This is a genomic window from Streptomyces sp. CB01373 (assembly GCF_002803075.1).
Classification (GTDB): Bacteria; Actinomycetota; Actinomycetes; order Streptomycetales; family Streptomycetaceae; genus Streptomyces.
This window is the reverse complement of sequence record NZ_NNBK01000001.1, coordinates 433187-456239: the sequence shown is the minus strand read 5'-3', so window position 1 is coordinate 456239 and position 23053 is coordinate 433187. Positions and strand designations below refer to the sequence as shown.

Here is a 23053-nt window from a genome sequence, read left to right as displayed (position 1 = left end):
CCCATCCCGACGGCCGACGGCCGTACACGCATCGCCGAAATTTCTGCGCCGTGCTGCAGAACACCGACTCGCCTCATGGCTCTCCCCGGCGGGAGAAGCCATGAGGCGAGTCTGGCCGGAAGTCCGGCAGGAAATCCCTAGTAGTTGGAGGGGCTTTCGCCCGTTACCAGCTGTGCGTCAGCAGAAGCTCGTCGAGTTCGTTCTGCCGCGAAACCATCGCGAGGTCGGCGTCGACCATCATTCGCATGAGTTCGGGGAAATCGACACTCGGCTTCCAGCCCAGCTGGACCTGCGCCTTGGCGCTGTCGGCGCACAGCACCTCGACCTCGGCGGGACGTACGAGGTCGGGGTCGATGACGACGTAGTCCTCCCAGTCGAGGCCCACGTGCTCGAAGGCGTAGCGGACCGCGTCGCGCACCGTGTGCATCTCCCCGGTGCCGATGACGTAGTCGTCACCGGCGTCCTGCTGGAGCATCAGGTGCATGGCGCGGACGTAGTCGCCGGCGTAACCCCAGTCGCGGACCGCGTCCATGTTGCCGAGGGCCAGCTTGTCCTGGAGTCCCAGCTTGATGCGGGCGACCGCGAGGGAGATCTTGCGGGTCACGAACTCCTGGCCACGGCGGGGGGATTCGTGGTTGAACAGCATTCCGGAGACCGCGTACATACCGAACGACTCGCGGTAGTTGCGGGTGATGAAGTGGCCGTACGCCTTGGCCGCGCCGTAGGGGCTGCGCGGGTGGAAGAGCGTGGTCTCCCGCTGCGGCGTCTCGGCGACCTTGCCGAACATCTCCGAGGAGGACGCCTGGTAGAAGCGGATCTGGCCCTCGGGGCCCGCGGTGCGGGACATGCTCAGCCCGCTCACCATGCGGATGGCTTCGAGAACCCGCAGCACGCCCATGCCGTTCACCTCGGTGACCAGCTCGGCCTGCTGCCAGGACATCGGCACGAACGAGATCGCGCCGAGGTTGTAGACCTCGTCCGGCTGTACCTTGTCGACCGCGGAGACCAGGCTGCCCTGGTCCATGAGGTCGCCGTCCACGAAGGAGACTTCGGAAACGAGCCGGCTCACCCGGGACTTGCGCGGGTTGGCCTGGCCACGGATAAGGCCCCATACCTGGTACCCCTGCGACAGCAGGTGTTCCGCCAGATAGGACCCGTCCTGGCCGGTAATTCCAGTGATCAGTGCGCGCTTGGGCATGTCATCCCCATCTCGACCGCGAAGAGACCGTCCAAACGCTGCGCTCGGTCGACGACCTCGGCGGGAGAAAGCTGTCCGGACGATAGACACCGGCACGTTCCCAAGCGGCGGAAGTCAATGTCAACGCTTCTCGGAGTTACTAGGGAATTCCCGGCGAGTGCCGATGCGGCCGGGACGAACACTAGGGAAATCCGGGTGCGGCATGGGGTCGAATGACCCCGTCGGTGTGCCGGCCGACTCCGCTCCAATGGGCGGCTCCTGCCCACCGTCGACCGGGGTGTCATTCCGTGCTGTTGAAACTCATGGGCACACGACTGCGCCCCTACGCGAGATCCGTTGTCGCTCTGGTCGCCCTGCACCTGGTGCAGATCCTCGGCACGCTGCTGCTGCCGACGCTGGGCGCCGCGCTCATCGATGAGGGAGTCGTCCGCGAGGACAGCGATCGCATCGGCGTCATCGGCGCGACGATGGCGGTGGTGGCGCTGGTCCAGATCGCCGCGGCGCTGGGTGCCGCGGCCCTGGGCGCGCGTACCTCCACCGCCCTGGGGCGGGACCTGCGGTCCGCCGTGTTCCGCCGCGTGCTGGACTTCTCCGCCCGCGAGATCGGCCGTTTCGGCACCCCGTCGCTGCTGACCCGCTCGGTGAACGACGTGCAGCAGGTGCAGAACCTCGCCCAGTCCGGGCTCGGCATCTTCGTCGCGGCTCCCCTGATGTGCCTCGGCAGTGTGATGCTCGCACTGCGCCAGGACGTGCCGATGGCCCTGGTCCTCGTCCTGATGGTGCTGGTGGTGGGCGCCGGCTTCGGTTTCCTGCTGGCCCGCATGGCCGCGCTGTACGCCCGGCTGCAGGTGACGCTGGACCGGCTGGGACGGCTGCTGCGGGAGCGGATCACCGGCGTGCGCGTGGTGCGTTCCTTCGCCCGCGACTCCTACGAGAGCGGGCGCTTCACCCGCACCAACGACGAACTCCTCGGCCTGAACCTGGGAGTGGGCCGGCTCATCGCGGTGATGCTGCCGACGGTCCTGCTGCTGATGAACCTCTTCACCCTGGCGCTGCTGTGGGTGGGGGCCCGGCGGATCGACTCGGACAGCATGCGGATCGGCTCGCTCAGCGCCTTCCTCAGCTATCTGTCGCTCATCCTCATGTCCGTGGTGATGCTCGCCTTCGTGTTCCTGAACGTGCCGCGGGCCCGGGTGTCCGCGGAGCGGATCACGGAGGTCCTCGAAGCGGAGACCGATGTCGTCCCGCCCGCCGCGCCGCGGCCCATGACGGGCCCCGCCGGGCAGGTCGAGCTGCTGGACGCCGAGTTCCGCTACCCGGGCGCCGAGAACGCCGTACTGCGGGACCTGTCACTGACGCTGCGGCCCGGTGAGCGGGTCGCGATCCTCGGCAGCACCGGCTCCGGCAAGACCACGCTGCTGAACCTGATCCTGCGGCTGGTCGACGCGACCGCGGGCGAGGTACGGATCGGCGGCACGGATGTGCGTGAACTGGACCCGTCGGTGCTGGCCGACGCCGTGGGCTACGTACCGCAGCGGCCGTACCTGTTCGCCGGGACCGTCGCGACCAATCTGCGCTTCGGCCGGCCGGACGCCACGGAGGAGGAGCTGTGGGAGGTGCTGCGGGTCGCCCAGGCGGACGGCTTCGTGACCCGGCTCGGCGGCCTCGACGCGGAGATCACCCAGGGCGGCACCACCGTCTCCGGCGGCCAGCGCCAACGGCTGGCGATCGCGCGGGCGCTGCTGCGCCGCCCCGCCGTCTACCTCTTCGACGACTCCTTCTCGGCGCTCGACCAGAGCACGGAGGCGGCCCTGCGGGAGGCCCTCGTGCCCTGGACGGCGGGCGCCACCGTGATCACCGTGGCGCAGCGGGTGGCCTCCGTACGAGGCGCCGACCGGATCGTCGTCCTGGACCAGGGTGGCATCGCCGCCACCGGCACCCATGACGCGCTGCTGCGTGACAGTCCCACCTACCGCGAGATCGCGCTCTCGCAGCGCACCCGAGAGGAAGCCGCTCATGGCGCCGGACGTTCCTGAGGAGCACGAATCGGACCGGCCGGTTCGCCGGCTCGTCGGTCTGCTGCGCCCGCACCGCCGGTCCGTGGGCCTCGCCCTGACGGCGGGTGTCGTCGGCATCCTCCTCAACGCCTTCGGCCCGCTGCTGCTGGGCCGCGTCACCGACCTGATCGCCGACGGCGTCCTCGGGAAGGGCGGACCGGCCCCGGGCGTCGACTTCGGGGCGCTCGGCAGACTGCTGATGATCCTGCTGGTCCTGTACGTGGCGGCATCGGTGTTCATGCTGCTGCAGAACTGGCTGGTGGCCTCGGCGGTCCGCCTCCTCATCCACGACCTGCGGCACCGGGCGCAGGAGAAACTGGCGCGGCTGCCGCTGCGCCACTTCGACCGGCAGCCGGCCGGCGAGACGCTCAGTCGCAGCACGGACGACATCGACAATCTTCAGCAGACGCTCCAGCAGACCCTGACCGATCTGATCGGCTCGGTGTTCTCGCTGGTCATCATGTTGACCCTGATGCTGGTCATCTCCCCTTCGCTGGCCGTGGTGATGCTGCTGAGCGTCCCGGTGTCGGGGCTGCTCGCCGCCTGGATCGCCAAGCGGGCCCAGCCGCGGTACGCCGCCCAGTGGTCCGCCAGCGGCAGTCTGACCGCGCATGTCGAGGAGATGTGCGCCGGGCACGCGCTGGTGAAGGCCTTCGACCGGCGGGCGGAGGCCGAGCGGCGCTTCGACGAGCGCAACGAGGCGGTGTACCGGGCCGGTGCCGGAGCGCAGTTCGCGTCCGGCGCGATCGAGCCCGTGATGATGTTCGTCGCCAACCTCGGCTATGTCGCGGTCGCCGTCGTCGGTGCCTGGAAGGTCGTGAACGGCTCACTGACCCTGGGCGATGTGCAGGCGTTCATCCTGTACGCGCGGCAGTTCAGCCAGCCGATCGTGGAGATCGCCTCGGTCGCGGGCCGCCTCCAGTCCGGGGTGGCCTCGGCGCAGCGGGTGTTCACGCTGCTCGACGCGCCGGAGCAGGAACCCGAACCGCGCAGCCCGCTCGCTCCGAGGCGCGCCGAGGGCCGGGTGGAGTTCCAGGACGTGTCGTTCCGCTACTCCCCCGACGTGCCGCTCATCGAGGGGCTGTCCCTGTCCGTGGAACCCGGCAGCACCGTCGCGATCGTCGGCCCGAGCGGCGCCGGCAAGACCACGGTCGCCAACCTGCTGATGCGCTTCTACGAGATCGACTCGGGCCGCATCCTCCTGGACGGCACCGACACCGCCGCGATGAACCGCGACGACCTGCGTTCCCGCTTCGGCCTCGTCCTCCAGGACACCTGGCTGTTCAAGGGCACGATCGCCGAGAACATCGCCTACGGATCCCCCGGCGCGACCCGCGCGGACGTCGTGGAGGCGGCCCGCGCGACCTGCGCCGACCGCTTCATCCGCACCCTGTCGCAGGGGTACGACACGGTCCTGGACGACGAGTCCGGGAGTGTCAGCGCCGGGGAGAAGCAGCTGATCACGATCGCGAGGGCGTTCCTCGCCCGGCCCGCCGTACTCGTCCTGGACGAGGCGACCAGCTCCGTGGACACCCGCACCGAACTGCTGATCCAGCGGGCCATGAACACCCTGCGGGCGGGCCGGACGAGCTTCGTGATCGCCCACCGCCTGTCCACCGTCCGCGACGCCGACGTCATCGTCGTCATGGACTCCGGCCGCATAGTCGAACAAGGCACCCACGGCCAACTCCTCGCGGCGCAGGGCGCGTACGCCCGCCTGCACGCGTCCCGCGCGAACGCCCCGACGGCCGAGGTGCCGACGGGCTGAGTGACTGCGGATCGGGCCGACCAAGATGATGTCGGACGGCTCGCTGATCGGCCGGTCGGCGGCGATGTGCTGCGACTGCCACGACGCGCCCGGCAACAGCGGACTGCTCCAGCACGAGCCCGGGCAGATCCGCCGCCGCATCACCGAGGCGCACCGCTGCGGCCGGCAGATCGCCACGCGCGCCATCGGGGACGCCGCCCTCGACGTCGTACTCGACGCGTACGAGGAGGCGCGGCGGCTGCATCCGCGCGCCGACGTCCGCCACCGCGTCGAGCACGCGGCGGTGACCAGCGACGCGCAGGTCGCCCGCATCGCCCGGCTCGGCCTGATCCCGGTACCGCAGGGCCGGTTCCTGTCCGAGATCGGCGACGGGCTCCTCACCGCGCTCGGCCCGGTCCGCAGTCAACTGGCCAACCGGATGCGGTCGTTCCTCGATGCGGGTGTGGTGCTTCCCGGCTCGTCCGACGCCCCCGTGGTCGCCTCCGACCCGCTCCTCGGCATTGCCGACATGGTCAACCGCCGCACGGCCTCGGGCGCCCCGATCGGCCCGCACGAGGCGGTCACGGCACGGCAGGCGCTGCACGCGTACACGGTCGGCTCGGCCCACTCCGTCCACGAGGAGCACATCAAGGGCACCCTGGCCCGTGGCATGCTCGCCGACTTCGCGGTCCTCAGCGACGACCTCCTCGGCGTGACCCCGGACCGCATCGCCGCCCTGACGGTAGGGGCCACGGTCGTCGGCGGACGGGTGGCGTACGACGCGGGCGCCCTGAACTTCCCGGCCTGACGCCGCCACGCGGACATCCTGGAAGGGGGGCCGCGGTCAGACGAGTCGGCGGTGGGCGCGCAACGCCAGGTGGACGGCGAGTGCCCGCGGTGTTCCCACCGGGTCGCCGCCCAGGAGGTCGAAGGCGCGGTGCAGCCGCGCGTAGAGCGACTGGCGCTGCAGGTGCAGTCTGCTCGCCGTGCGGGTCTTGTTGAAGCCGGTCTCGAAATACGTCTCCAAGGTGGTGAGCAGGAGGTCGCGTTCCTCGTCGCGCAGGGTGAGCAGGAGTCCGAGCTGCTCCCGTACGAGTCTTTCCGCCGGGACACGCAGTTCGTTGTCGAGCAGCAGCCGCTCGGCACTCAGCTCGGCGGCGTCGACCACACCGGCCCTGAAGGCGCGCGTGGGGCGCCGCAGACACTCCAGCGCCGCGCCCAGTGAGACGGCGGCGTCCTCCAGGGACGGCATCACCGGGCCGACCGCGATCGCCGTCCGGTCGGACGTGCGCCAAGCGGTGAGGTCGGCGACGAGCCGGGTCCGGAGGTTGGCGGCCCCGTCGCGGTCACGCAGTGACACGAGCGTGTGCACGGCGAGCGGGGAAGGCACGTCGACCGCGGTCCGGCCGTAGCGGGACAACAGGTCGTCCAGGCGGCGGAGTTCGGCCGACGGCCCGGTGGCGCGGGCGGCCACTCCGATGACCGGCGCCTCGGCGCGGAGGCCGATCGACATGCCGAGCCGGCGGATCCGCTGCGGGTGGGTGCCGTCGGCCGCGGCCAGCCGGACGAGTTCACTCGAGGCGAACTCGCGCGGGCCCGGCGGCCTGAAGCGCAGCAGCGCCAGCTTCAGGGCCTCGATCGTCCGGTCCTGTGCCAGTTCCAGCGTCTCGACATCCGCGTCGGCGTCCGGGTAGAGCACGAGGGTGGCGGCGGGGACCCCGCGGATCGTCAGCCCCGTCCCCATGCCCTCGAACGGAGTCGGCGCCTCACCGGCGGGGCCGCCCCCGGGGCTCTCCGCCGGCCTGCTGGCGGCGATGAGCCGGTCGGTGGCGTCGAAGACGGCGGCCGCGGTCGACGTGTGCCGTACGAGCGCGTCCAGCACCTCCTGTACGCCACCGCCCTCGGCGAGCGCCTCGGACTGCTCGTGGGAGAGCACGCCCACCGAGCGCAGCCGCGTCACGGACGCGTTGACCAGGGCGCCGTTGATCACCTCGGCGACCTCGACGAACGGGACGACCCGCCGCAGCTCGACGACCGGGAAGTCCGTCGCGGCCGCTTCCTCGACCAGAGGTGCCGGAACCTCCAGGAGCTCGCCGCCGGTTTCGATCGCGACGCCCGCGACTCCCCGCGCGGCCAGGCTGCGGACGTACGCGCGCTGCTCGTCCTCGTTCGCGCGGGCCAGCATGGTGCCGCCGGTCAGCAGCAGCTCGCCGCCGCGCAACAGCGGTGCCACCTCGAGGACTTCGCTGGAGTGGAGCCATCGCACGGTCCGCCGCTCCAGACCTCGCGAACCGGTCAGGACCCGCGGCTCGGCCGGGGCGAGACTCGGGTGGGCGAGGACCCGTTCCAGCGACATCAGCATGACGTTTTGTGTAGCACAGAAGCACAACTGTATGACAGTTCGTTTCTTGTTCTGTGTGACCGTGGCCACCAGGATTGCCGGTCAAGCGGCCCGTCTCTGTGCGCGAAAGGCCGTCTCAATCTGGGGGTCCACCCATGTCAGCTTCCTCCGCACCCTCTTCCCCGCCACCGTCCACCGTCCCGGAGGTCGAGGCCGCGCTGCAGCCCGTCCCGGAATCGGCCCGGTCCAACAGTGTGTCCGGCCAGTTCTGGATCTGGTGCGGCGCCAACATCGCCCCCATCAACTGGGTCCTGGGGGCGCTCGGCGTCAAACTCGGTCTGGGGCTGTCCGACACGCTCGTCGTGCTGGTCGTCGGCAACCTCATCGGCATGGCCTTCTTCGGCGTGTTCGTCCTCATGGGCCAGCGCACCGGTGTGACCGGCATGGTCCTGGGGCGCGCCGCCTTCGGGCGTCGCGGCAACTATCTGCCGGCCGCCATCCAGGCGTGCCTGGCGATCGGCTGGAGCTCCGTCAACACCTGGATCGTCCTGGACCTGGTCATGGCCCTGCTGGGCAAGATCGGCCTGGTCGATCCGCACGGCACCAACCACGTGTGGAAGATCGCGGTCGCGGCCGTGATCATGGTGATCCAGGTGTGCATCTCCTGGATCGGCTACCGCGCGATCTCCGCCTTCGAACGCTGGACGGTACCGCCCACCATCGTGGTCCTGGTGGTGATGTCGGTGGTGGCCTGGTTCTTCCTCCACATCGACTGGTCGTACGCGGGCCCGCCCGGACAGGTGCTCACCGGCAGCGCGCGGCTGGCCGCGATGACCGGTGTGATGACCGCCATCGGCATCGGCTGGGGCATCACCTGGTTCACCTACGCCGCGGACTACTCACGCTTCGTCAGCAAGGACATGCCCCGGCGCAGGCTCTACCTCGCCAGCACCCTGGGCCAGTTCATCCCCGTGGTGTGGCTGGGTGTCCTCGGCGCCACCCTCGCCACCAAGAACGGCTCCGTCGACCCGGGCCGCCTCATCGTCGACAACTTCGGGGCGCTCGCCATCCCCGTACTCCTGCTGGTCCTGCACGGCCCGGTCGCGACCAACATCCTGAACATCTACACCTTCACCGTCGCCACCCAGGCCCTCGACGTCCGGGTGCCGAGGCGCACGCTGAGCAGTGTGGTGGGTGTGCTGTCCATGGCCGCCGTGGTCTTCTTCATCTACCAGGAGGACTTCGCCTCCGTCCTCGACACCTGGCTGGTCGGGCTCGTGGCGTGGGTTTCCACCTGGGGCGGCATCATGCTCGTCCACTACTACCGCGTCGAGCGCGGCTCGATCCGGGTCGACCGGCTCTTCGACCCCGTGGGCACCCGGCGGCTGCCCGATGTCAACTGGGCCGGGTACACCGCCTTCTTCACCGGCGTCTTCGCCACCTGGCTGTTCATGTACGGGCTGATCCCGTTCTTCCAGGGCCCGATCGCCGTCGCCCTGGGCGGTGTGGACCTCTCGTGGCTGGCCGGCGGGCTCACCAGCGCGGCGGTCTACGCGGTGCTCGGACCGCGTGCCGCCCGACCGGCCCGGGTCTCCGCCCTCCCCTCCGTTGCGGAAAGGACCGACGATGAACTTCCCCTGGCCTGACGGCGTTCGCGCTACCGCGGCCTTCACCTTCGACGTCGACGCCGAGTCGTGCGTCCTCGCCCACGACCCCTCCGCCTCGTCGCGGATGTCGCTGATGACCCATCAGGCCTACGGTCCGCGGGTCGGAGTGCCCAGGCTGCTGCGGGTACTGCGGCGGCAGGAAGTGAAGGCCACGTTCTTCGTCCCGGGGTTCACCGCCGACACCTATCCCGACATGGTGCGGAGCATTATCGACGAAGGTCACGAGGTGGCGCACCACGGCTATCTCCACGAGCCGATGCAGGGGATCGACGCGGCGCGGGAGGCCGAGTACCTCGACCGCGGCCTGGAAGCGCTGGACCGGCTCGGCATCCGCCCGGCCGGCTACCGCGCCCCGTGGTGGGAGATGAACTGGCACACGCCGGACCTGCTCATCGAACGCGGCTTCCAGTACGACTCCAGCCTGCTCGACGGCGACACCCCGTACCGGCTGCACGGCACCGAAACGGCGGGCGACCTGGTCGAGATCCCCGTCGACTGGGGCCTCGACGACTGGGAGCAGTACGCCTTCTACCCCGGCTGGACCGGCAGCGGGGTGATCGAGAGCCCGCGCAAGGTGCACGAGATGTGGCTGCTGGAGGCGCGGGCGCACCACGCCGAGAGCGGCTGCTTCGTCCTGACCAACCACCCCTTCATCTCCGGTCGTCCCTCCCGGGCTGCGGCTCTGGAGCGGTTGATCGAGGACGTACGCGCCCTGGACGGCATGTGGGTCACCACGCTGGGGGAGATCGCGGCCCACACCGCCGGGGCCGTCGAGGAGGTCCGGCGCGTCGACCGGATCGAGGCACCCGGCGCACTCGCGACGAACCGCGAGTAGCCGGCCGGACACCGTCACGCGTACGCGCCGGGCTCCCGCGGAACCGCGGGAGCCCGGCGCGTTCGGCCGTTTCAGGCGGGACCGTCCTCAAGGTTTCCCGGGCCGTGCCCGCCGAGGCGTCGGGTCACCTGGTCGGCGGCGGCGCGAACCGCCTCGCCGAGTACCGGCAGCTGCTCGGGGGAGACACGGAAGCGGGGTGCCGAGGCGAGCACGGCCGCGGCCACCTCACCGCGGTGGTCGAAGACCGGCGCAGCCACGCCGACCTCCTGCAACGAGGTCTCCCCGTAGTTGGTGGCGTAGCCCTGCTCGTGACTCTCGTCGAGCCGGGTCAGGTACGCCTCGAGCGCCGCGTCGTCGAGCCCGGGGAAGACCAGCGTGCCGTTGGTCAGCAGGGCACGCGCGGTATAGGCGGGCAGCTGGGCCAGGAACACCTGCACCGACGAGCTGGCCGCGGTGTTGTAGCGGGTGCCCAGCGGAGTGGTGTGCTTGACCTCGTGGCGGCTGGGCACCTGCTCGACACACACGGCCTCGGAGCCGTTCCACAGCATCAGCGCCGCGGTCTCCTCGGTGCGCCGGCTGAGCTCCCGCAGCACCGGGTGGGCGACGCGGCGCACGTCGAGGTCCGCGAGCAGCGGTCCGGCCATGGCGATGACGCCCAGACCCAGTTGGAAACGCCGGGAGTCCGCGGCCCGTTCCACCAGGCCGGCCTGCTGCAGCGTGGCGAGAATGCGCGAGACGGTGCTCTTGTGCAGTCCGACCCGGGCGGCGATGTCGGTGACCCCCAGCTGGGGCTCTTCGGCGCTGAAGCTGAGCAGTACGGAGATGCCGTTCTGCAGGACGGAGATCCCGCGGTTCTCGCCCACGCCCGTGTCGTCGCCGTTCTTGTCCGGCTGGTTGTCTGCCATGGTGCTCCCATCGTGCCGCATGGACGGCGACGGCACGGTGCCGCTCCGGCCCAAGTGGCCGGAGCGGCACCGTGTGGCGTCGGGTTCCCCGGTCACACGCCCAGGATGTTGTGCTCCGGGCCGAAGGGGAACCTGGTGATGTTCTCGGCGCCGTTCTCGGTCACCACCAGAATGTCGTGCTCACGATAACCACCGGCGCCCGGCTCTCCCTCGGGCACCATGATCATCGGTTCCATGGACACCACCATGTCCGGTTCGAGCACGGTGTCGATGTCCTCGCGGAGTTCGAGTCCGGCCTCCCGGCCGTAGTAGTGGGACAGCACGCCGAACGAGTGGCCGTAGCCGAAGGTCCGGTTGGGCAGCAGACCGTGACCGATGTAGATCTCGTTGAGGGTATGGGCGATCTCGGCGCAGCTGATGCCGGGCTTGATCAGTTCCAGACCACGGCGGTGCACTTCGACGTTGATCTCCCACAGCTGAAGGGACCGGGCGTCGGGCTCGCCGTAGAAGAGGGTCCGCTCCAGGGCGGTGTAGTAGCCGGAGATCATCGGGAAGCAGTTGAGGCTGAGGATGTCGCCGCGTCCCACCTTGCGAGTGGTCGGCCAGTTGTGGGCGCCGTCGGTGTTGACGCCCGACTGGAACCAGACCCAGGTGTCGCGGATCTCGGTGTGCGGGTACGTGCGGGCGATCTCGCGGACCATGGCGTCGGTGCCGGCCAGCGCGACCTCGTACTCCGGGACGCCTTCACGGATGGCCGCGCGGATGGCCTCGCCACCCAGGTCGCCGACGCGTGCGCCCTCCTTGATGAGGGCGATCTCCTCGTCCGACTTGACCATCCGCTGCCGCATGGCGGCCTGCGCGATGTCGGTGAACCCGGCGCCGGGGAAGGCGGCTTCGAACTTCCGCAGGGTGTCGAGGGGCAGGCTGTCGTGCTCGACGCCGATCCAGCGCGGAGCGACGCCCCGCCCCTTCAGCGTCTCCTGGATGACGTGGATGTAGTTGTCCCGGTGCCAGTCGGTGTACACGACGTTGTCGCCGAAGGTGCGCCGCCACGGCATGCCGGCGTCGATGTTGGCGGAGACGGTGATCTGGTCGTCCCCGGTGACGATCAGCGCGTAGGGGCGGCCGAAGGAGGTGTACAGGAAGTCGGAGTAGTACTTGATGTTGTGGTACGAGGTGAACAGGACGACGTCGACGCCGGCCTCGGCCATCGCCTTGCGGAGCAGCGACAGCCGGCGCCCCATCTCCGCGTCGGAGAAGGTCAGCCGCTCCTTCTCACCGTTGTGGATCAGCTTCAGGCGCTCGAGCTCGGCAGCGGACATGGTTACTCCTTCTCATGGGTTCGGCTTCTCTTCCCCGATGGGCGGGGTGGAGTGGTTCGGGGGTGGGACCGCTTCTCATTCCTCGCGCAGCGGCTCGCGCGAGGTCTCCTTCGACCGCAGGACGGCCCACAGCGAGCACAGCGCGGCGGCGACGAGATACCAGGCGGGGGCGAGGGGGCTTCCGGTCCAGGAGATGAGCAGCGTGGCGACGAACGCCGCGGTGCCGCCGAAGAGGGCGTTCGCCAGGTTGAAGCTGATGGCGAAGCCGCTGTAGCGGACCCGGGTCGGGAACAGTTCGGCGAGGAAGCTGGGCAGCGTCCCGTCGTTGAGCGTGAGCATCCCGCCGAGCAGCACCTGGATGGCGATCACGGTCAGCAGTCCGGCGCCGTCCAGCAGCATGAACGCCGGGACGGTGCACAGCGTGAACAGGACGGACGCCGTGATCAGCATCTTCTTCCGGCCGAACCGGTCCGAGGCCAGGCCGGTGAAGAAGATGAAGGCGATGTACGTGGCGAGCGAGACGGTGGTGGCCAGGAACGACTCGGTGGCGCCGAAGTGCAGCTCCTCCGACAGGTACGTCGGCATGTAGCTGAGCAGCATGTAGAAGGCGACCGCGTTGAGCACGGTGGCGCCCATCGCGAGGATCAGCGGGCGCCGGTTGGCGCGCAGCATCCGCCTGGCCGGGGTCGGCGCGACCTCCTGCTGCTCCTCCAGGGCGCGGAAGGCGGGGGTGTCCTCCAGGCGCAGCCGGATGTAGCGGCCGATCAGACCCATCGGAGCGGCGAGGAGGAAGGGCAGGCGCCAGCCCCAGCTGTGCATCTCCCCCTCGGAGAGGACTCCGGTGAGCAGCGCCGCGAGCAGGGAACCCAGCAGCAGGCCGGACGCGGTACTCGCCGGAACCACGGAGGCGTACAGGCCGCGTCTGCCGGCGGGGGCGTACTCGACCAGGAAGGCGGAGGCGCCCGCGTACTCGCCGGAGGCGGAGAAGCCCTGGACGACCCGGACCACCAGGAGCAGGGCCGGTGCGAGCAGGCCGACCGCGCGATAGGTGGGCAGCAGGGCGATGCAGAAGGTCGCCACTGACATGATCACGATGGACAGTGACAGGGCGCTGCGGCGGCCGACCTTGTCGCCGATGTGCCCCCAGACGAAGCCGCCGAAGGGGCGGACGAAGAAGGAGACGGCGAAGACGCTGAAGGTCGCCAGCAGGGCCGTCGTGCGGTCGGTGTCGGGGAAGAAGACCGTGGAAATGGTCGCCGCCAGGTATCCGTAGGCGGCGTAGTCGAACCACTCCACGAAGTTGCCGATGAAACTCGCCGCCACCACGCGACGGCGCGTGTAGGGATCGATGTCGGCGTCCGGCGGGCCGGAGATGTCGGGTGGGGACATGACTGGTGCAACGGAGGAGATGGGCGGGGCGTTCTGCCCAGAGAGGCTCGGCTGGTCGCTCATGGAACCGGCTCCCAAGCATGAGGTTGCGTGTGCCGCAACGGTGTTGCACACCATAGGAGTGTGTACGGGAGTCGACAAGGCGTGGCGGGCGGCTTCTTTTTTGTTTTGCCGGTTGACAACCAAAGACCGTGCGGCATCACGTCGGGTTCGCCCTGTTGCACCGTGTGCAGTTGGGTTGCGACACGCGCGACATCAGGCGGTGTCGGAAACGGACGACGCAGAGCCGCCGTAGCGATGCTACGGCGGCTCCGTGATGGGGTTGTCGCGGGTCAGCGCGGGCCGATGCCGCTCAGCGGGCCGCGGGAGGGCCGGCTCAGATCGCCTCGCGGATCGCCCGCTCGAAGCCCACGACATGGCTCCGCGCGAGCTCCGAGGCCTTCTCGGGGTCGCCGTCGACGATGGCGCGCAGCAGCGGTCCGTGCTCGACGACGTGTCCCGCCATGCCCGGCACCCGGTCCACGAACAGGCACCAGATCCGGGTGGCCAGGTTGTCGTAGCGGATGAGGGTGTCCTCGAAGTAAGGGTTGTGCGTGGCGGCGTAGATGGCCCGGTGCACGCGCAGGTCGAGGCGCATGAGGGCGTCCGCGCCCTGTGCGGAAGCACCCTCGCCCTCCAGGCCGCGCAGCAGCGCGACCAGCGCCTCGCGGTCGGCGGCGGTGGCGCGCTCGGCCGCGCGGGCCGCCGCCATCGGCTCCAGCTGACGCCGGACCTCGGAGATGTGGGCGAGGTCGGTGATGTTGACCTCGGTGGCGAAGGTGCCGCGCCGGGGGTAGGTCACGATCAGCCGCTCGTGCTGCAGGCGCTTGAGGGCTTCACGCACCGGCGTGCGCCCGAAGCCGACGCTCTGCGCGAGCAGGTCCTCGTTCACCGGTGCGCCGGGCGGGATCTCCAGCATGATCAGGCGGTCGCGGATGTCGCGGTACGCACGCTCGGCGAGGGTGAACGTCTCCTCGCCGGCTCCCCGCGAAAGCTGTACCTGATTCATTCCGCTACCCCCTTGACCCTTTCCGTCAGCCTGTCCTACGTTACCGCACACACTGATATATCAGTGTTGGAGCAGTCGCATATTAAGGTGGTGCTCACCATGGCAGCGAGTCCGTCGACGACGGAGGACGGCAGCCTCCTCTCCCTCCCCCTGGCCGCACTGGACCCCGAGATCGCCGCCGCCGTCTCCGAGGAACTCCGGCGCCAGCAGACGACACTCGAGATGATCGCGTCCGAGAACTTCGCCCCGGCGGCCGTGATGCAGGCCCAGGGCTCGGTCCTGACGAACAAGTACGCCGAGGGATACCCCGGCCGCCGCTACTACGGCGGTTGCGAGCACGTCGACGTCGTCGAACAGCTTGCGATCGACCGGGTCAAGGCCCTCTTCGGCGCCGAGGCCGCCAACGTCCAGCCGCACTCGGGTGCCCAGGCCAACGCCGCCGCGATGTTCGCCCTGCTCGACCCCGGGGACACCATCCTCGGTCTCGACCTGGCGCACGGCGGGCACCTCACGCACGGCATGCGCATCAATTTCTCCGGCAAGCTCTACAACGTCGTGCCGTACCACGTCCACGAGTCCGACCTGCGCGTCGACATGGACGAGGTGGCCGAGCTGGCCCGCGCGCACCGGCCGAAGCTGATCGTCGCCGGCTGGTCGGCCTATCCGCGCCGGCTCGACTTCGCGGCCTTCCGGCGCATCGCCGACGAGGTCGGCGCGTACCTCATGGTCGACATGGCGCACTTCGCGGGGCTGGTCGCGGCCGGTCTCCACCCGAGCCCCGTGCCGTACGCGGACGTCGTGACGACCACCACCCACAAGACCCTCGGCGGGCCCCGCGGCGGTGTGATCCTCAGCCGGGCCGCCCTCGCCAAGAAGATCAACTCCGCGGTCTTCCCCGGACAGCAGGGCGGGCCGCTGGAGCACGTGATCGCCGCGAAGGCGGTCGCCTTCAAGGTCGCGGCGGGCGAGGAGTTCAAGGAGCGCCAGCAGCGCACCCTGGAGGGCGCCCGGATCCTCGCCGGCCGGCTGCTCGCCGACGACGTCGCCGAGGCCGGGATCTCCGTCCTCACCGGCGGCACCGAGGTCCACCTCGTCCTCGTCGACCTGCGCGACTCCGCGCTCGACGGGCAGCAGGCCGAGGACCGGCTGCACCGCGTCGGCATCACCGTCAACCGCAACGCCGTGCCGTTCGACCCCCGCCCGCCGATGGTCTCCTCCGGCCTGCGGATCGGCACCCCCGCCCTGGCCACCCGGGGTTTCGGAGCCGAGGAGTTCCGCGAGGTCGCCGACGTCATCGCCTGCGCCCTGAAGGAGGAGGACCTCACCGACGAGAACGCCGCCCTGCTGCGCGACCGGGTCACCGCCCTCGCCGGGAAGTTCCCGCTCTACGCCGAGCGGACCGCCCCCGCCGCGCCGACCGGACCCGCCGACCAGAACGGAACCGCCGGATGACCGCCGCACCGCTGCCGGAGCACCCCGACTGGCTCTGGCGCACCCCCGACCCCCGCCCCTCCTACGACGTCGTCATCGTCGGCGCCGGAGGCCACGGCCTGGCCACCGCCTACTACCTCGCCAAGAACCACGGCATCACCAACGTGGCCGTACTGGAGAAGGGCTGGCTGGCCGGCGGCAACATGGCCCGCAACACCACCATCATCCGCTCCAACTACCTGTGGGACGAGAGCGCGGCCATCTACGAGCACGCCCTCAAGCTGTGGGAGCGACTGCCCGAAGAGCTGGACTACGACTTCCTGTTCAGCCAGCGTGGCGTCCTCAACCTCGCGCACACCCTGCAGGACGTCCGCGAGGGCGTACGCCGCGTCAACGCCAACCGCCTCAACGGAGTCGACGCCGAGTGGCTCGAGACGGACGAGGTCGCCAAGGTCTGCCCGATCGTCAACGTCTCGCCCGGCACCCGCTACCCGGTGCTCGGCGGCACCTACCAGCCCCGCGCCGGCATCGCCAAGCACGACCACGTCGCCTGGGCGCTCGCCCGCCGCGCCGACGAGATGGGCGTCGACCTCATCCAGAACTGCGAGGTCACCGGGTTCGTCAAGGACGGCGACCGGGTCGTCGGCGTCGAGACCAGCCGGGGCCGCATCCTGGCCGGCCGGGTGGGTCTGGCTGCCGCCGGGCACAGCAGCGTGCTGGCCGAACGGGCCGGGTTCCGGCTGCCGGTGCAGTCGCACCCGCTGCAGGCACTGGTCTCCGAACTGCACCAGCCGGTGCACCCCACCGTCGTGATGTCCAACCACGTGCACGTCTACGTCTCGCAGGCGCACAAGGGCGAACTGGTGATGGGCGCGGGCGTCGACACGTACAACGGCTACGGCCAGCGCGGCTCGTTCCATGTGATCGAGCATCAGATGGCCGCCGCGGTGGAGCTGTTCCCCGTCTTCGCCCGTGCCCATGTGCTGCGGACCTGGGGCGGCATCGTCGACGTCACCCCGGACGCGTCCCCGGTCATCGGCACGACGCCGGTGGAGAACCTCTTCGTCAACTGCGGCTGGGGAACCGGTGGTTTCAAGGCCACCCCGGCCGCCGGCTGGACCTTCGCCCACACCATCGCCACCGGCGAGCCGCATCCCCTGAACAAGCCCTTCGCCCTGGAGCGTTTCACCACGGGCGCCCTGATCGACGAACACGGCGCCGCGGCCGTGGCCCACTGAGAGGAGGACACCGTGCTGCTGCTGAACTGCCCATGGTGCGGTCCTCGGAACGAGACCGAGTACCACTACGGGGGCCAGGCCCACATCCCCTTCCCCGAGACCGCCGGGGACCTCACCGACGAGCAGTGGGCCGAGTACGTCTTCTACCGGGACAACCCCAAGGGCCCCTTCGCCGAGCGGTGGGTGCACTCCACGGGCTGCCGCCGCTGGTTCAACGTCGTACGGGACACCGTCAGTTACGACGTGCTCGCCGTCTACCGGCTCGACGAGCCCCGTCCGGAGATCCCCGGGCTGTCCGGGCCCGACGACCTTCGCCAGTCCGCCGATCCGGCCGGAGGGAACCGATGACCGACCAGGAATTCCGTCTGCCGAGCGGCGGCCGCGTCGACCGCGGCACCGTGCTGCGGTTCACCGTCGACGGCCGCGAGCTGACCGGCCACCCCGGCGACACCGTCGCCTCCGCGATGCTGGCCCACGGTGCCGTCGAGGTCGGGCCGTCCCTCTACCGGGGCCGTCCCCGCGGCATCGTCTCCGCCGGCGTCGAGGAGCCCAACGCCCTGCTCCAGATCGACGGACCGTGCTCGGAGGGCATGCTGCCCGCCACCACCGTGGAGCTGTACGACGGGCTGTCCGCCACGACCCTGTCCGGTATGGGCGTCCTCGATCCGGCCCCGGACCCGGCCGTCTACGACAAGAAGTACGTGCACACCGACGTCCTGGTCGTCGGCGCGGGCCCGGCCGGACTCGCGGCCGCCGCCGCGGCGGCCGGCTCCGGCGCCCGGGTGATCCTCCTCGACGACCAGCCCGAACCCGGCGGTTCGCTGCTGTCCGGGCGCACCGAGACGGTCGGCGGGCGGACCGCCCTGGAGTGGGTGGCCGAGGTCCGCGCGGTCCTGGAGGCGGCCCCCGAGACCGTCGTCCTGCCCCGCACCACCGCCTTCGGCTCCTACGACGACAACTACGTCCTGGCCCTGCAGCGGCGCACCGACCACCTCGGCGCCGACGCCCCCGCCCCGGCCGACGGCGTCTCGCGCCAGCGGCTGTGGCACATCCGGGCCCGCCAGGTGGTCCTGGCCCCCGGCGCCCACGAGCGACCGCTGGTGTTCGCCGGCAACGACCGCCCCGGCGTGATGCTCGCCTCCGCCGTCCGCTCCTACGTCAACCGCTACGCCGTGGCACCCGGCTCGCGCGCCGTCGTGAGCACCACCAACGACAGCGCCTACGACACCGTGGCCGACCTGCACGCGGCCAGCGTCGGGATCGCCGCCGTCGTCGATGCCCGCCCCGAGCTGTCCCGGCGGGCGGCCGAGGTCGCCGCGGCCACCGGCGTCAAGGTGCTGACCGGCAGGGCGGTGACCGGCACCGCGGGCGAGAGGCGCCTCACCGGCGTCACCGTCCAGGGCCTCGACGACCAGGGCGAACTCACCGGCGAACCCGTCTCGTTCGACTGCGACCTGCTCGCCGTCTCGGGCGGCTGGAGCCCGGTGGTGCACCTGCACAGCCAGCGCCAGGGCAAGCTGCGCTGGGACGGCGAACTCGCCGCCTTCGTGCCCGACGGCACGGTCCGCGACCAGCAGGTCGCCGGCGCCGCCCGCGGGACCTACGCCCTCGACGGCGCGCTCGCCGAGGGCGCGCGGGCCGGTGCGCGGGCCGCGACGGATGCCGGGTTCCCGGTGCCCGTGCCCGACGCGCCCGCCGACGCCGCCGACCGCGCCGCGGTGCGCGCGCTGTGGCTGGTGCCCGCGCCCGGCAACGGCTCCGACGGCTCCGGTTCCGGTCCCGGCACCTGGGACACCCACTTCGTCGACCTGCAGCGCGATGTCACGGTCGCGGACGTGTGGCGGTCCGTCGGCGCCGGAATGCGCAGCGTCGAGCACGTCAAGCGCTACACCTCGCTCGGCACGGCCAACGACCAGGGCAAGACCTCGGGCGTCAACGCGATCGGCGTGATCGCCGCCGCCCTCGGCGACGGCGCCTCACCGGGCGAGATCGGCACCACGGCCTACCGGGCGCCGTACGCCCCGGTGGCCTTCGCCGCCCTCGCCGGACGTGAGCGCGGCGACCTGTTCGACCCCGAGCGCATGACATCGATCCACAGCTGGCACGTCGCCCACGGCGCGGAGTTCGAGGACGTCGGGCAGTGGAAGCGGCCGTGGTACTTCCCCCAGGAGGGGGAGGACATGGACGCCGCGGTGGCCCGCGAGTGCCGCGCGGCCCGCGAGGGCGTCGCCTTCATGGACGCCTCCACCCTCGGCAAGATCGAGATCCGGGGCGCGGACGCGGGCGAATTCCTCAACCGGGTCTACACCAACGCCTTCAAGAAGCTCAAGCCCGGCTCCGCCCGCTACGGCGTGATGTGCAAGCCGGACGGCATGATCTTCGACGACGGCGTGACCCTGCGCCTGGACGAGGGCCGCTACTTCATGACCACCACCACCGGTGGCGCGGCCGGCGTACTGGACTGGCTGGAGGAGTGGCTGCAGACCGAGTGGCCCGAACTCGACGTGCACTGCACCTCGGTGACCGAGCAGTGGAGCACGATCGCCGTCGTCGGCCCGAAGTCCCGTGACGTCGTCGCCCGGCTCGCCCCGGACCTGGACCTGTCCAACGAGGCGTTCCCGTTCATGACGTTCCGCGAGACCACCTTGGTCTCCGGCGTCCCCGCCCGCGTCTGCCGGATCTCCTTCTCCGGCGAACTCGCCTACGAGATCAACGTCTCCGCGTGGTACGGGCTCTCCGTCTGGGAGCAGGTGCACGCGGCCGGACAGCAGTACGGCATCACCCCCTACGGCACCGAGACCATGCACGTCCTGCGCGCCGAGAAGGGCTACGTCATCGTCGGCCAGGACACCGACGGGACGGTCACCCCGCACGACGCGGGTATGGCCTGGGCGGTCTCCAAGCAGAAGGACTTCATCGGCAAACGCTCCTTCAGCCGCCCCGACACCGCGCGCACCGACCGCAAACACCTGGTCGGCCTGCTGCCCGCCGACGGCACCACCCGGCTGCCGGAGGGCTCCCAGATCGTCGCGCCCGACGTCCCCGTCACCCCGCAGGACGGGCCGGTGCCGATGCTCGGCCACGTCACCTCCAGCTACCACAGCCAGGCGCTCGGCAGGCCGTTCGCCCTCGCGCTCGTCGCCGACGGGCGCAACCGCATCGGCGAGACCCTGATCGCCCCCGTCGGCGACACCCTGGTGCCCGTCCTGGTGGCCGAACCCGTGCTCTACGACCCCGAAGGGACCAAGCGAGATGGCTGAGCCGATCGACGCGGGACCGGCGACGCTGCGCCGCAGCCCGCTGACGCACCTTCAGGAGCGGATGCGCGCCGCCGGCGTCACCGGCGAGCGCGGTGTGTCGCTGACCGAGTGGCCCTTCATCACCATGGTGAGCCTGCGCGTCGACCCCGCCTCCGCGGCGGCCGGCCGCATCGGCTCGGTGCTCGGCGCACCGCTGCCGGACCACTGCGGCCAGACCGCGCGGAGCGGCCCGCACACCGCGGTGTGGCTCGGGCCCGACGAGTGGCTCGTGCTGTCCCAGGGCGACGGGCCGGTGCTCGCCGCCGAACTGCTGGACGCGCTCGCCGGGGACCCGGGCTCGGTCGTCGACGTGTCGGCGAACCGGACCACGCTGGAGCTGAGCGGCCCCTCGGCCCGCCAGGTCCTGGAGAAGGGCTGCGTCCTGGACCTGCACCCGCGCTCCTTCGGGCCGGGCCGTGCGGTGTCCACGCAGGTCGGACCGGTCCCGGTGGTGCTCTGGCAGACCGGTGACACGACGTACCGGCTCTTCCCCCGGTCCTCGTTCGCCGACTACCTGGCCCGCTGGCTCATCGACGCGATGAGCGAGTACCAGGGCCCCGAGGTGCCCTGATGGCCCTCAGCGTCTTCGACCTCTACTCGGTCGGCATCGGCCCCTCCTCCTCCCACACGGTGGGGCCGATGCGGGCGGCCCGGCGCTTCGTCGAGGGACTGGAGCGGGACGGGCTGCTGGACGACGTGGTCGGCGTCCGGGCGGAGCTGTACGGCTCGCTCGGCGCCACCGGCCGGGGACACGGCTCCGACAAAGCCGTCGTCCTCGGCCTGGAGGGCGAGGACCCGGCCACCGTCGACACCGACCGGTCCGACGACCGGGTGGCGCGGGTCCGTGCCGACGGCACCCTGCTGCTCGGCGGCAAGCACCGGATCCGCTTCGACAGCGACAAGGACCTGGTGCTGCACCGGCGCAGGTCCCTGCCCGCCCACCCCAACGGCATGGTGTTCCGGGCCCTGGCGGCGGCCGGGCGGGAACTGGCCGCCCGCACCTACTACTCCGTCGGCGGAGGCTTCATCGTCGACGAGGAGGCCACCGGCGCCGACCTCGTCGTCGCGGACACCACGCCCGTGCGGTTCCCGTTCCGCTCGGGTGCCGAACTGCTCGGCATCTGCGCCCGCGAGAACCTGACGATCAGCGAGGTGATGCTCGCCAACGAGCAGGCGTGGCGGCCCGAGGCCGAGGTGCGCGCCGGACTGCTCGACCTGTGGGCGGTCATGCGGGCGTGCGTCGACCGCGGCTGCCGGCGCGAGGGCGTGCTGCCGGGCGGCCTGAAGGTCCCCCGCCGCGCACCGGCGCTCCACCGTGAGCTGAACGCCGCCGGCCACGACAGCACGGACCCGTTGCGGGGCATGGACTGGGTCAACCTGTTCGCCCTCGCCGTCAACGAGGAGAACGCTTCCGGCGGCCGTATCGTGACCGCCCCCACCAACGGGGCGGCCGGGATCGTGCCCGCCGTCCTCCACTACTACGCGCGCTTCGTGCCCGGCGCCGACGACGACGGCGTCGTCCGCTACCTGCTGACCGCCGCCGCCATCGGCATCCTGTTCAAGGAGAACGCGTCCATCTCCGGCGCAGAGGTCGGCTGCCAGGGCGAGGTCGGATCGGCCTGCGCGATGGCCGCCGGGGCGCTGTGCGAAGTCCTCGGCGGCAGCCCCGCACAGGTGGAGAACGCGGCCGAGGTCGGCATCGAGCACAACCTGGGCCTCACCTGCGACCCGGTGGGCGGTCTGGTGCAGATCCCCTGCATCGAACGGAACGCCGTCGCGAGCGTCAAGGCGATCAACGCGGCCCGACTCGCCCTGGCCGGCGACGGCACCCACAAGGTCAGCCTGGACAAGGCGATCAGGACCATGCGGGACACCGGCCGCGACATGAAGACCAAGTACAAGGAGACGGCGCGGGGCGGGCTGGCGGTGAACATCACCGAATGCTGACGTCTAGGCCCTGACCAGCTCGTTTGCTTCTTTCAGCGCTGTCAGGGCCTTCCCTCCTCACCTGGCAGAAAGTCCCTGGGGTGCCCCAAGGAACGGGTTGGCTCGACACCCGCGAGCGGTCACTCACACGAGTGAACCAGTGGAACATTCCCGGGCGTCGGAACTGGGCCCGTAGCGTTCCCACCGGCCGCTCACGACGGGCTCGCGATCAATGGGCAGAGCGCGCCGGGCAACGAACGAGGGAGACGCCATGGGTGGCCCTTCAACCAACAGTCGCCATCTCTTCCTGAAGGACAGACCGCTGCGGGCTACCCCAACGGGCTCCGGCCGATCCGATCGGGTCGTACGGCAACTGTCCACTTTGCTCGAAGCCGCTGTCCTCGCACTTCAGCTGGACGGCGTTCTCGCGGACGGTTCGTACCTGCTGCTCGGTGAAACAACGCCGTCGCTCTCATCAGCACGGTCAACCGCGAGTTCGAGATCAGCCTGCCGCTACAGGCGATCTTCGAATCGCCGAAGCTCGAAGACCTGGCCGCCCGCATCGACGACGATACCCCGTCACGCTCCTCCCGCCTCGTAGCGCCGCATACCGAAGGCTTCCTGCCCCCGGTGTTCTGCTGGCCCGGCCT

General features: G+C 70.7%; 17 protein-coding genes. 11 read left to right on the top strand and 6 right to left on the bottom strand.

Annotation, left to right across the window (positions count from 1 at the left end; all coding sequences use genetic code 11):
- Nucleotides 1–163: 163 nt before the first annotated feature.
- The gene (locus tag CG719_RS02085) at nucleotides 164–1198 is read right to left on the bottom strand and encodes a GDP-mannose 4,6-dehydratase (protein ID WP_100566695.1); all 1035 of its coding nucleotides are present in this window, start codon (nucleotides 1196–1198) and stop codon (nucleotides 164–166) included.
- Between the two features lie 287 nt (nucleotides 1199–1485).
- Between CG719_RS02085 and CG719_RS02080 the strand changes: the two genes are divergently transcribed.
- The 3 genes from CG719_RS02080 to CG719_RS02070 are packed head-to-tail and all read left to right on the top strand — an operon-like array spanning nucleotide 1486 to nucleotide 5810.
- The gene (locus CG719_RS02080) at nucleotides 1486–3234 is read left to right on the top strand and encodes an ABC transporter ATP-binding protein (RefSeq protein ID WP_100566694.1); all 1749 of its coding nucleotides are present in this window, start codon (nucleotides 1486–1488) and stop codon (nucleotides 3232–3234) included.
- Nucleotides 3215–5023: an ABC transporter ATP-binding protein gene (locus tag CG719_RS02075; RefSeq protein WP_199836465.1), complete on the top strand. Its 1809-nt coding sequence runs from the start codon at nucleotides 3215–3217 to the stop codon at nucleotides 5021–5023. Before CG719_RS02080 ends, CG719_RS02075 begins: the two co-directional genes overlap by 20 nt.
- Nucleotides 5024–5027: 4 nt before the next feature.
- Nucleotides 5028–5810, top strand: a complete 783-nt coding sequence (locus CG719_RS02070; protein ID WP_324838181.1) for an amidohydrolase — start codon at nucleotides 5028–5030, stop codon at nucleotides 5808–5810.
- A 36-nt stretch (nucleotides 5811–5846) separates the two neighbouring features.
- Here CG719_RS02070 and CG719_RS02065 read toward each other — a convergent pair whose 3' ends face one another.
- Nucleotides 5847–7364 carry a PucR family transcriptional regulator gene (locus CG719_RS02065; RefSeq protein ID WP_100566692.1) on the bottom strand — a complete coding sequence of 506 codons (1518 nt, stop codon included), beginning with the start codon at nucleotides 7362–7364 and terminating at the stop codon, nucleotides 5847–5849.
- 134 nt (nucleotides 7365–7498) lie between these two features.
- Between CG719_RS02065 and CG719_RS02060 the strand changes: the two genes are divergently transcribed.
- Both CG719_RS02060 and CG719_RS02055 read left to right on the top strand, forming a co-directional pair.
- Nucleotides 7499–8989, top strand: coding sequence for a purine-cytosine permease family protein (locus CG719_RS02060; protein ID WP_100566691.1), 1491 nt, complete (start codon nucleotides 7499–7501; stop codon nucleotides 8987–8989).
- Entirely contained in the window at nucleotides 8970–9845 is an 876-nt protein-coding gene (locus tag CG719_RS02055) for a polysaccharide deacetylase family protein (RefSeq protein WP_100566690.1), read from the top strand. Before CG719_RS02060 ends, CG719_RS02055 begins: the two co-directional genes overlap by 20 nt.
- Before the next feature lie 71 nt (nucleotides 9846–9916).
- On the opposite strand, the gene CG719_RS02050 is transcribed toward CG719_RS02055, so the two are convergent.
- From CG719_RS02050 to CG719_RS02035, 4 genes are all read right to left on the bottom strand, one after another.
- Nucleotides 9917–10750, bottom strand: coding sequence for an IclR family transcriptional regulator (locus tag CG719_RS02050; RefSeq protein ID WP_100566689.1), 834 nt, complete (start codon nucleotides 10748–10750; stop codon nucleotides 9917–9919).
- A 92-nt stretch (nucleotides 10751–10842) separates the two neighbouring features.
- Nucleotides 10843–12072, bottom strand: coding sequence for a M24 family metallopeptidase (locus CG719_RS02045; RefSeq protein WP_100566688.1), 1230 nt, complete (start codon nucleotides 12070–12072; stop codon nucleotides 10843–10845).
- Nucleotides 12073–12147: 75 nt separating this feature from the next.
- A complete protein-coding gene (locus CG719_RS02040; RefSeq protein ID WP_100566687.1) occupies nucleotides 12148–13461 on the bottom strand; it encodes an MFS transporter in 1314 nt (437 codons plus the stop codon).
- 376 nt (nucleotides 13462–13837) lie between these two features.
- Complete coding sequence (locus CG719_RS02035; RefSeq protein ID WP_100566686.1) at nucleotides 13838–14509, bottom strand: GntR family transcriptional regulator; 672 nt, start codon at nucleotides 14507–14509, stop codon at nucleotides 13838–13840.
- Nucleotides 14510–14608: 99 nt separating this feature from the next.
- Between CG719_RS02035 and glyA the strand changes: the two genes are divergently transcribed.
- Genes glyA through CG719_RS02005 form a run of 6 tightly spaced genes read left to right on the top strand, consistent with a single transcriptional unit; the run spans nucleotide 14609 to nucleotide 22424 of the window.
- Entirely contained in the window at nucleotides 14609–15961 is a 1353-nt protein-coding gene (gene glyA, locus CG719_RS02030; RefSeq protein ID WP_100566776.1) for a serine hydroxymethyltransferase, read from the top strand.
- Nucleotides 15958–17178: a sarcosine oxidase subunit beta family protein gene (locus CG719_RS02025; protein WP_100566685.1), complete on the top strand. Its 1221-nt coding sequence runs from the start codon at nucleotides 15958–15960 to the stop codon at nucleotides 17176–17178. Before glyA ends, CG719_RS02025 begins: the two co-directional genes overlap by 4 nt.
- Nucleotides 17179–17190: 12 nt before the next feature.
- Nucleotides 17191–17526 (top strand): sarcosine oxidase subunit delta, encoded by a 336-nt coding sequence (locus tag CG719_RS02020; protein ID WP_100566684.1) that lies wholly within the window; start codon nucleotides 17191–17193, stop codon nucleotides 17524–17526.
- Nucleotides 17523–20438 carry a sarcosine oxidase subunit alpha family protein gene (locus tag CG719_RS02015; protein WP_100566683.1) on the top strand — a complete coding sequence of 972 codons (2916 nt, stop codon included), beginning with the start codon at nucleotides 17523–17525 and terminating at the stop codon, nucleotides 20436–20438. Before CG719_RS02020 ends, CG719_RS02015 begins: the two co-directional genes overlap by 4 nt.
- Complete coding sequence (locus CG719_RS02010) at nucleotides 20431–21048, top strand: sarcosine oxidase subunit gamma (RefSeq protein WP_100566682.1); 618 nt, start codon at nucleotides 20431–20433, stop codon at nucleotides 21046–21048. Before CG719_RS02015 ends, CG719_RS02010 begins: the two co-directional genes overlap by 8 nt.
- Nucleotides 21048–22424 carry an L-serine ammonia-lyase gene (locus CG719_RS02005; protein ID WP_100566681.1) on the top strand — a complete coding sequence of 459 codons (1377 nt, stop codon included), beginning with the start codon at nucleotides 21048–21050 and terminating at the stop codon, nucleotides 22422–22424. The genes CG719_RS02010 and CG719_RS02005 overlap by 1 nt, the downstream gene beginning before the upstream one ends.
- Nucleotides 22425–23053 lie beyond the last annotated feature (629 nt).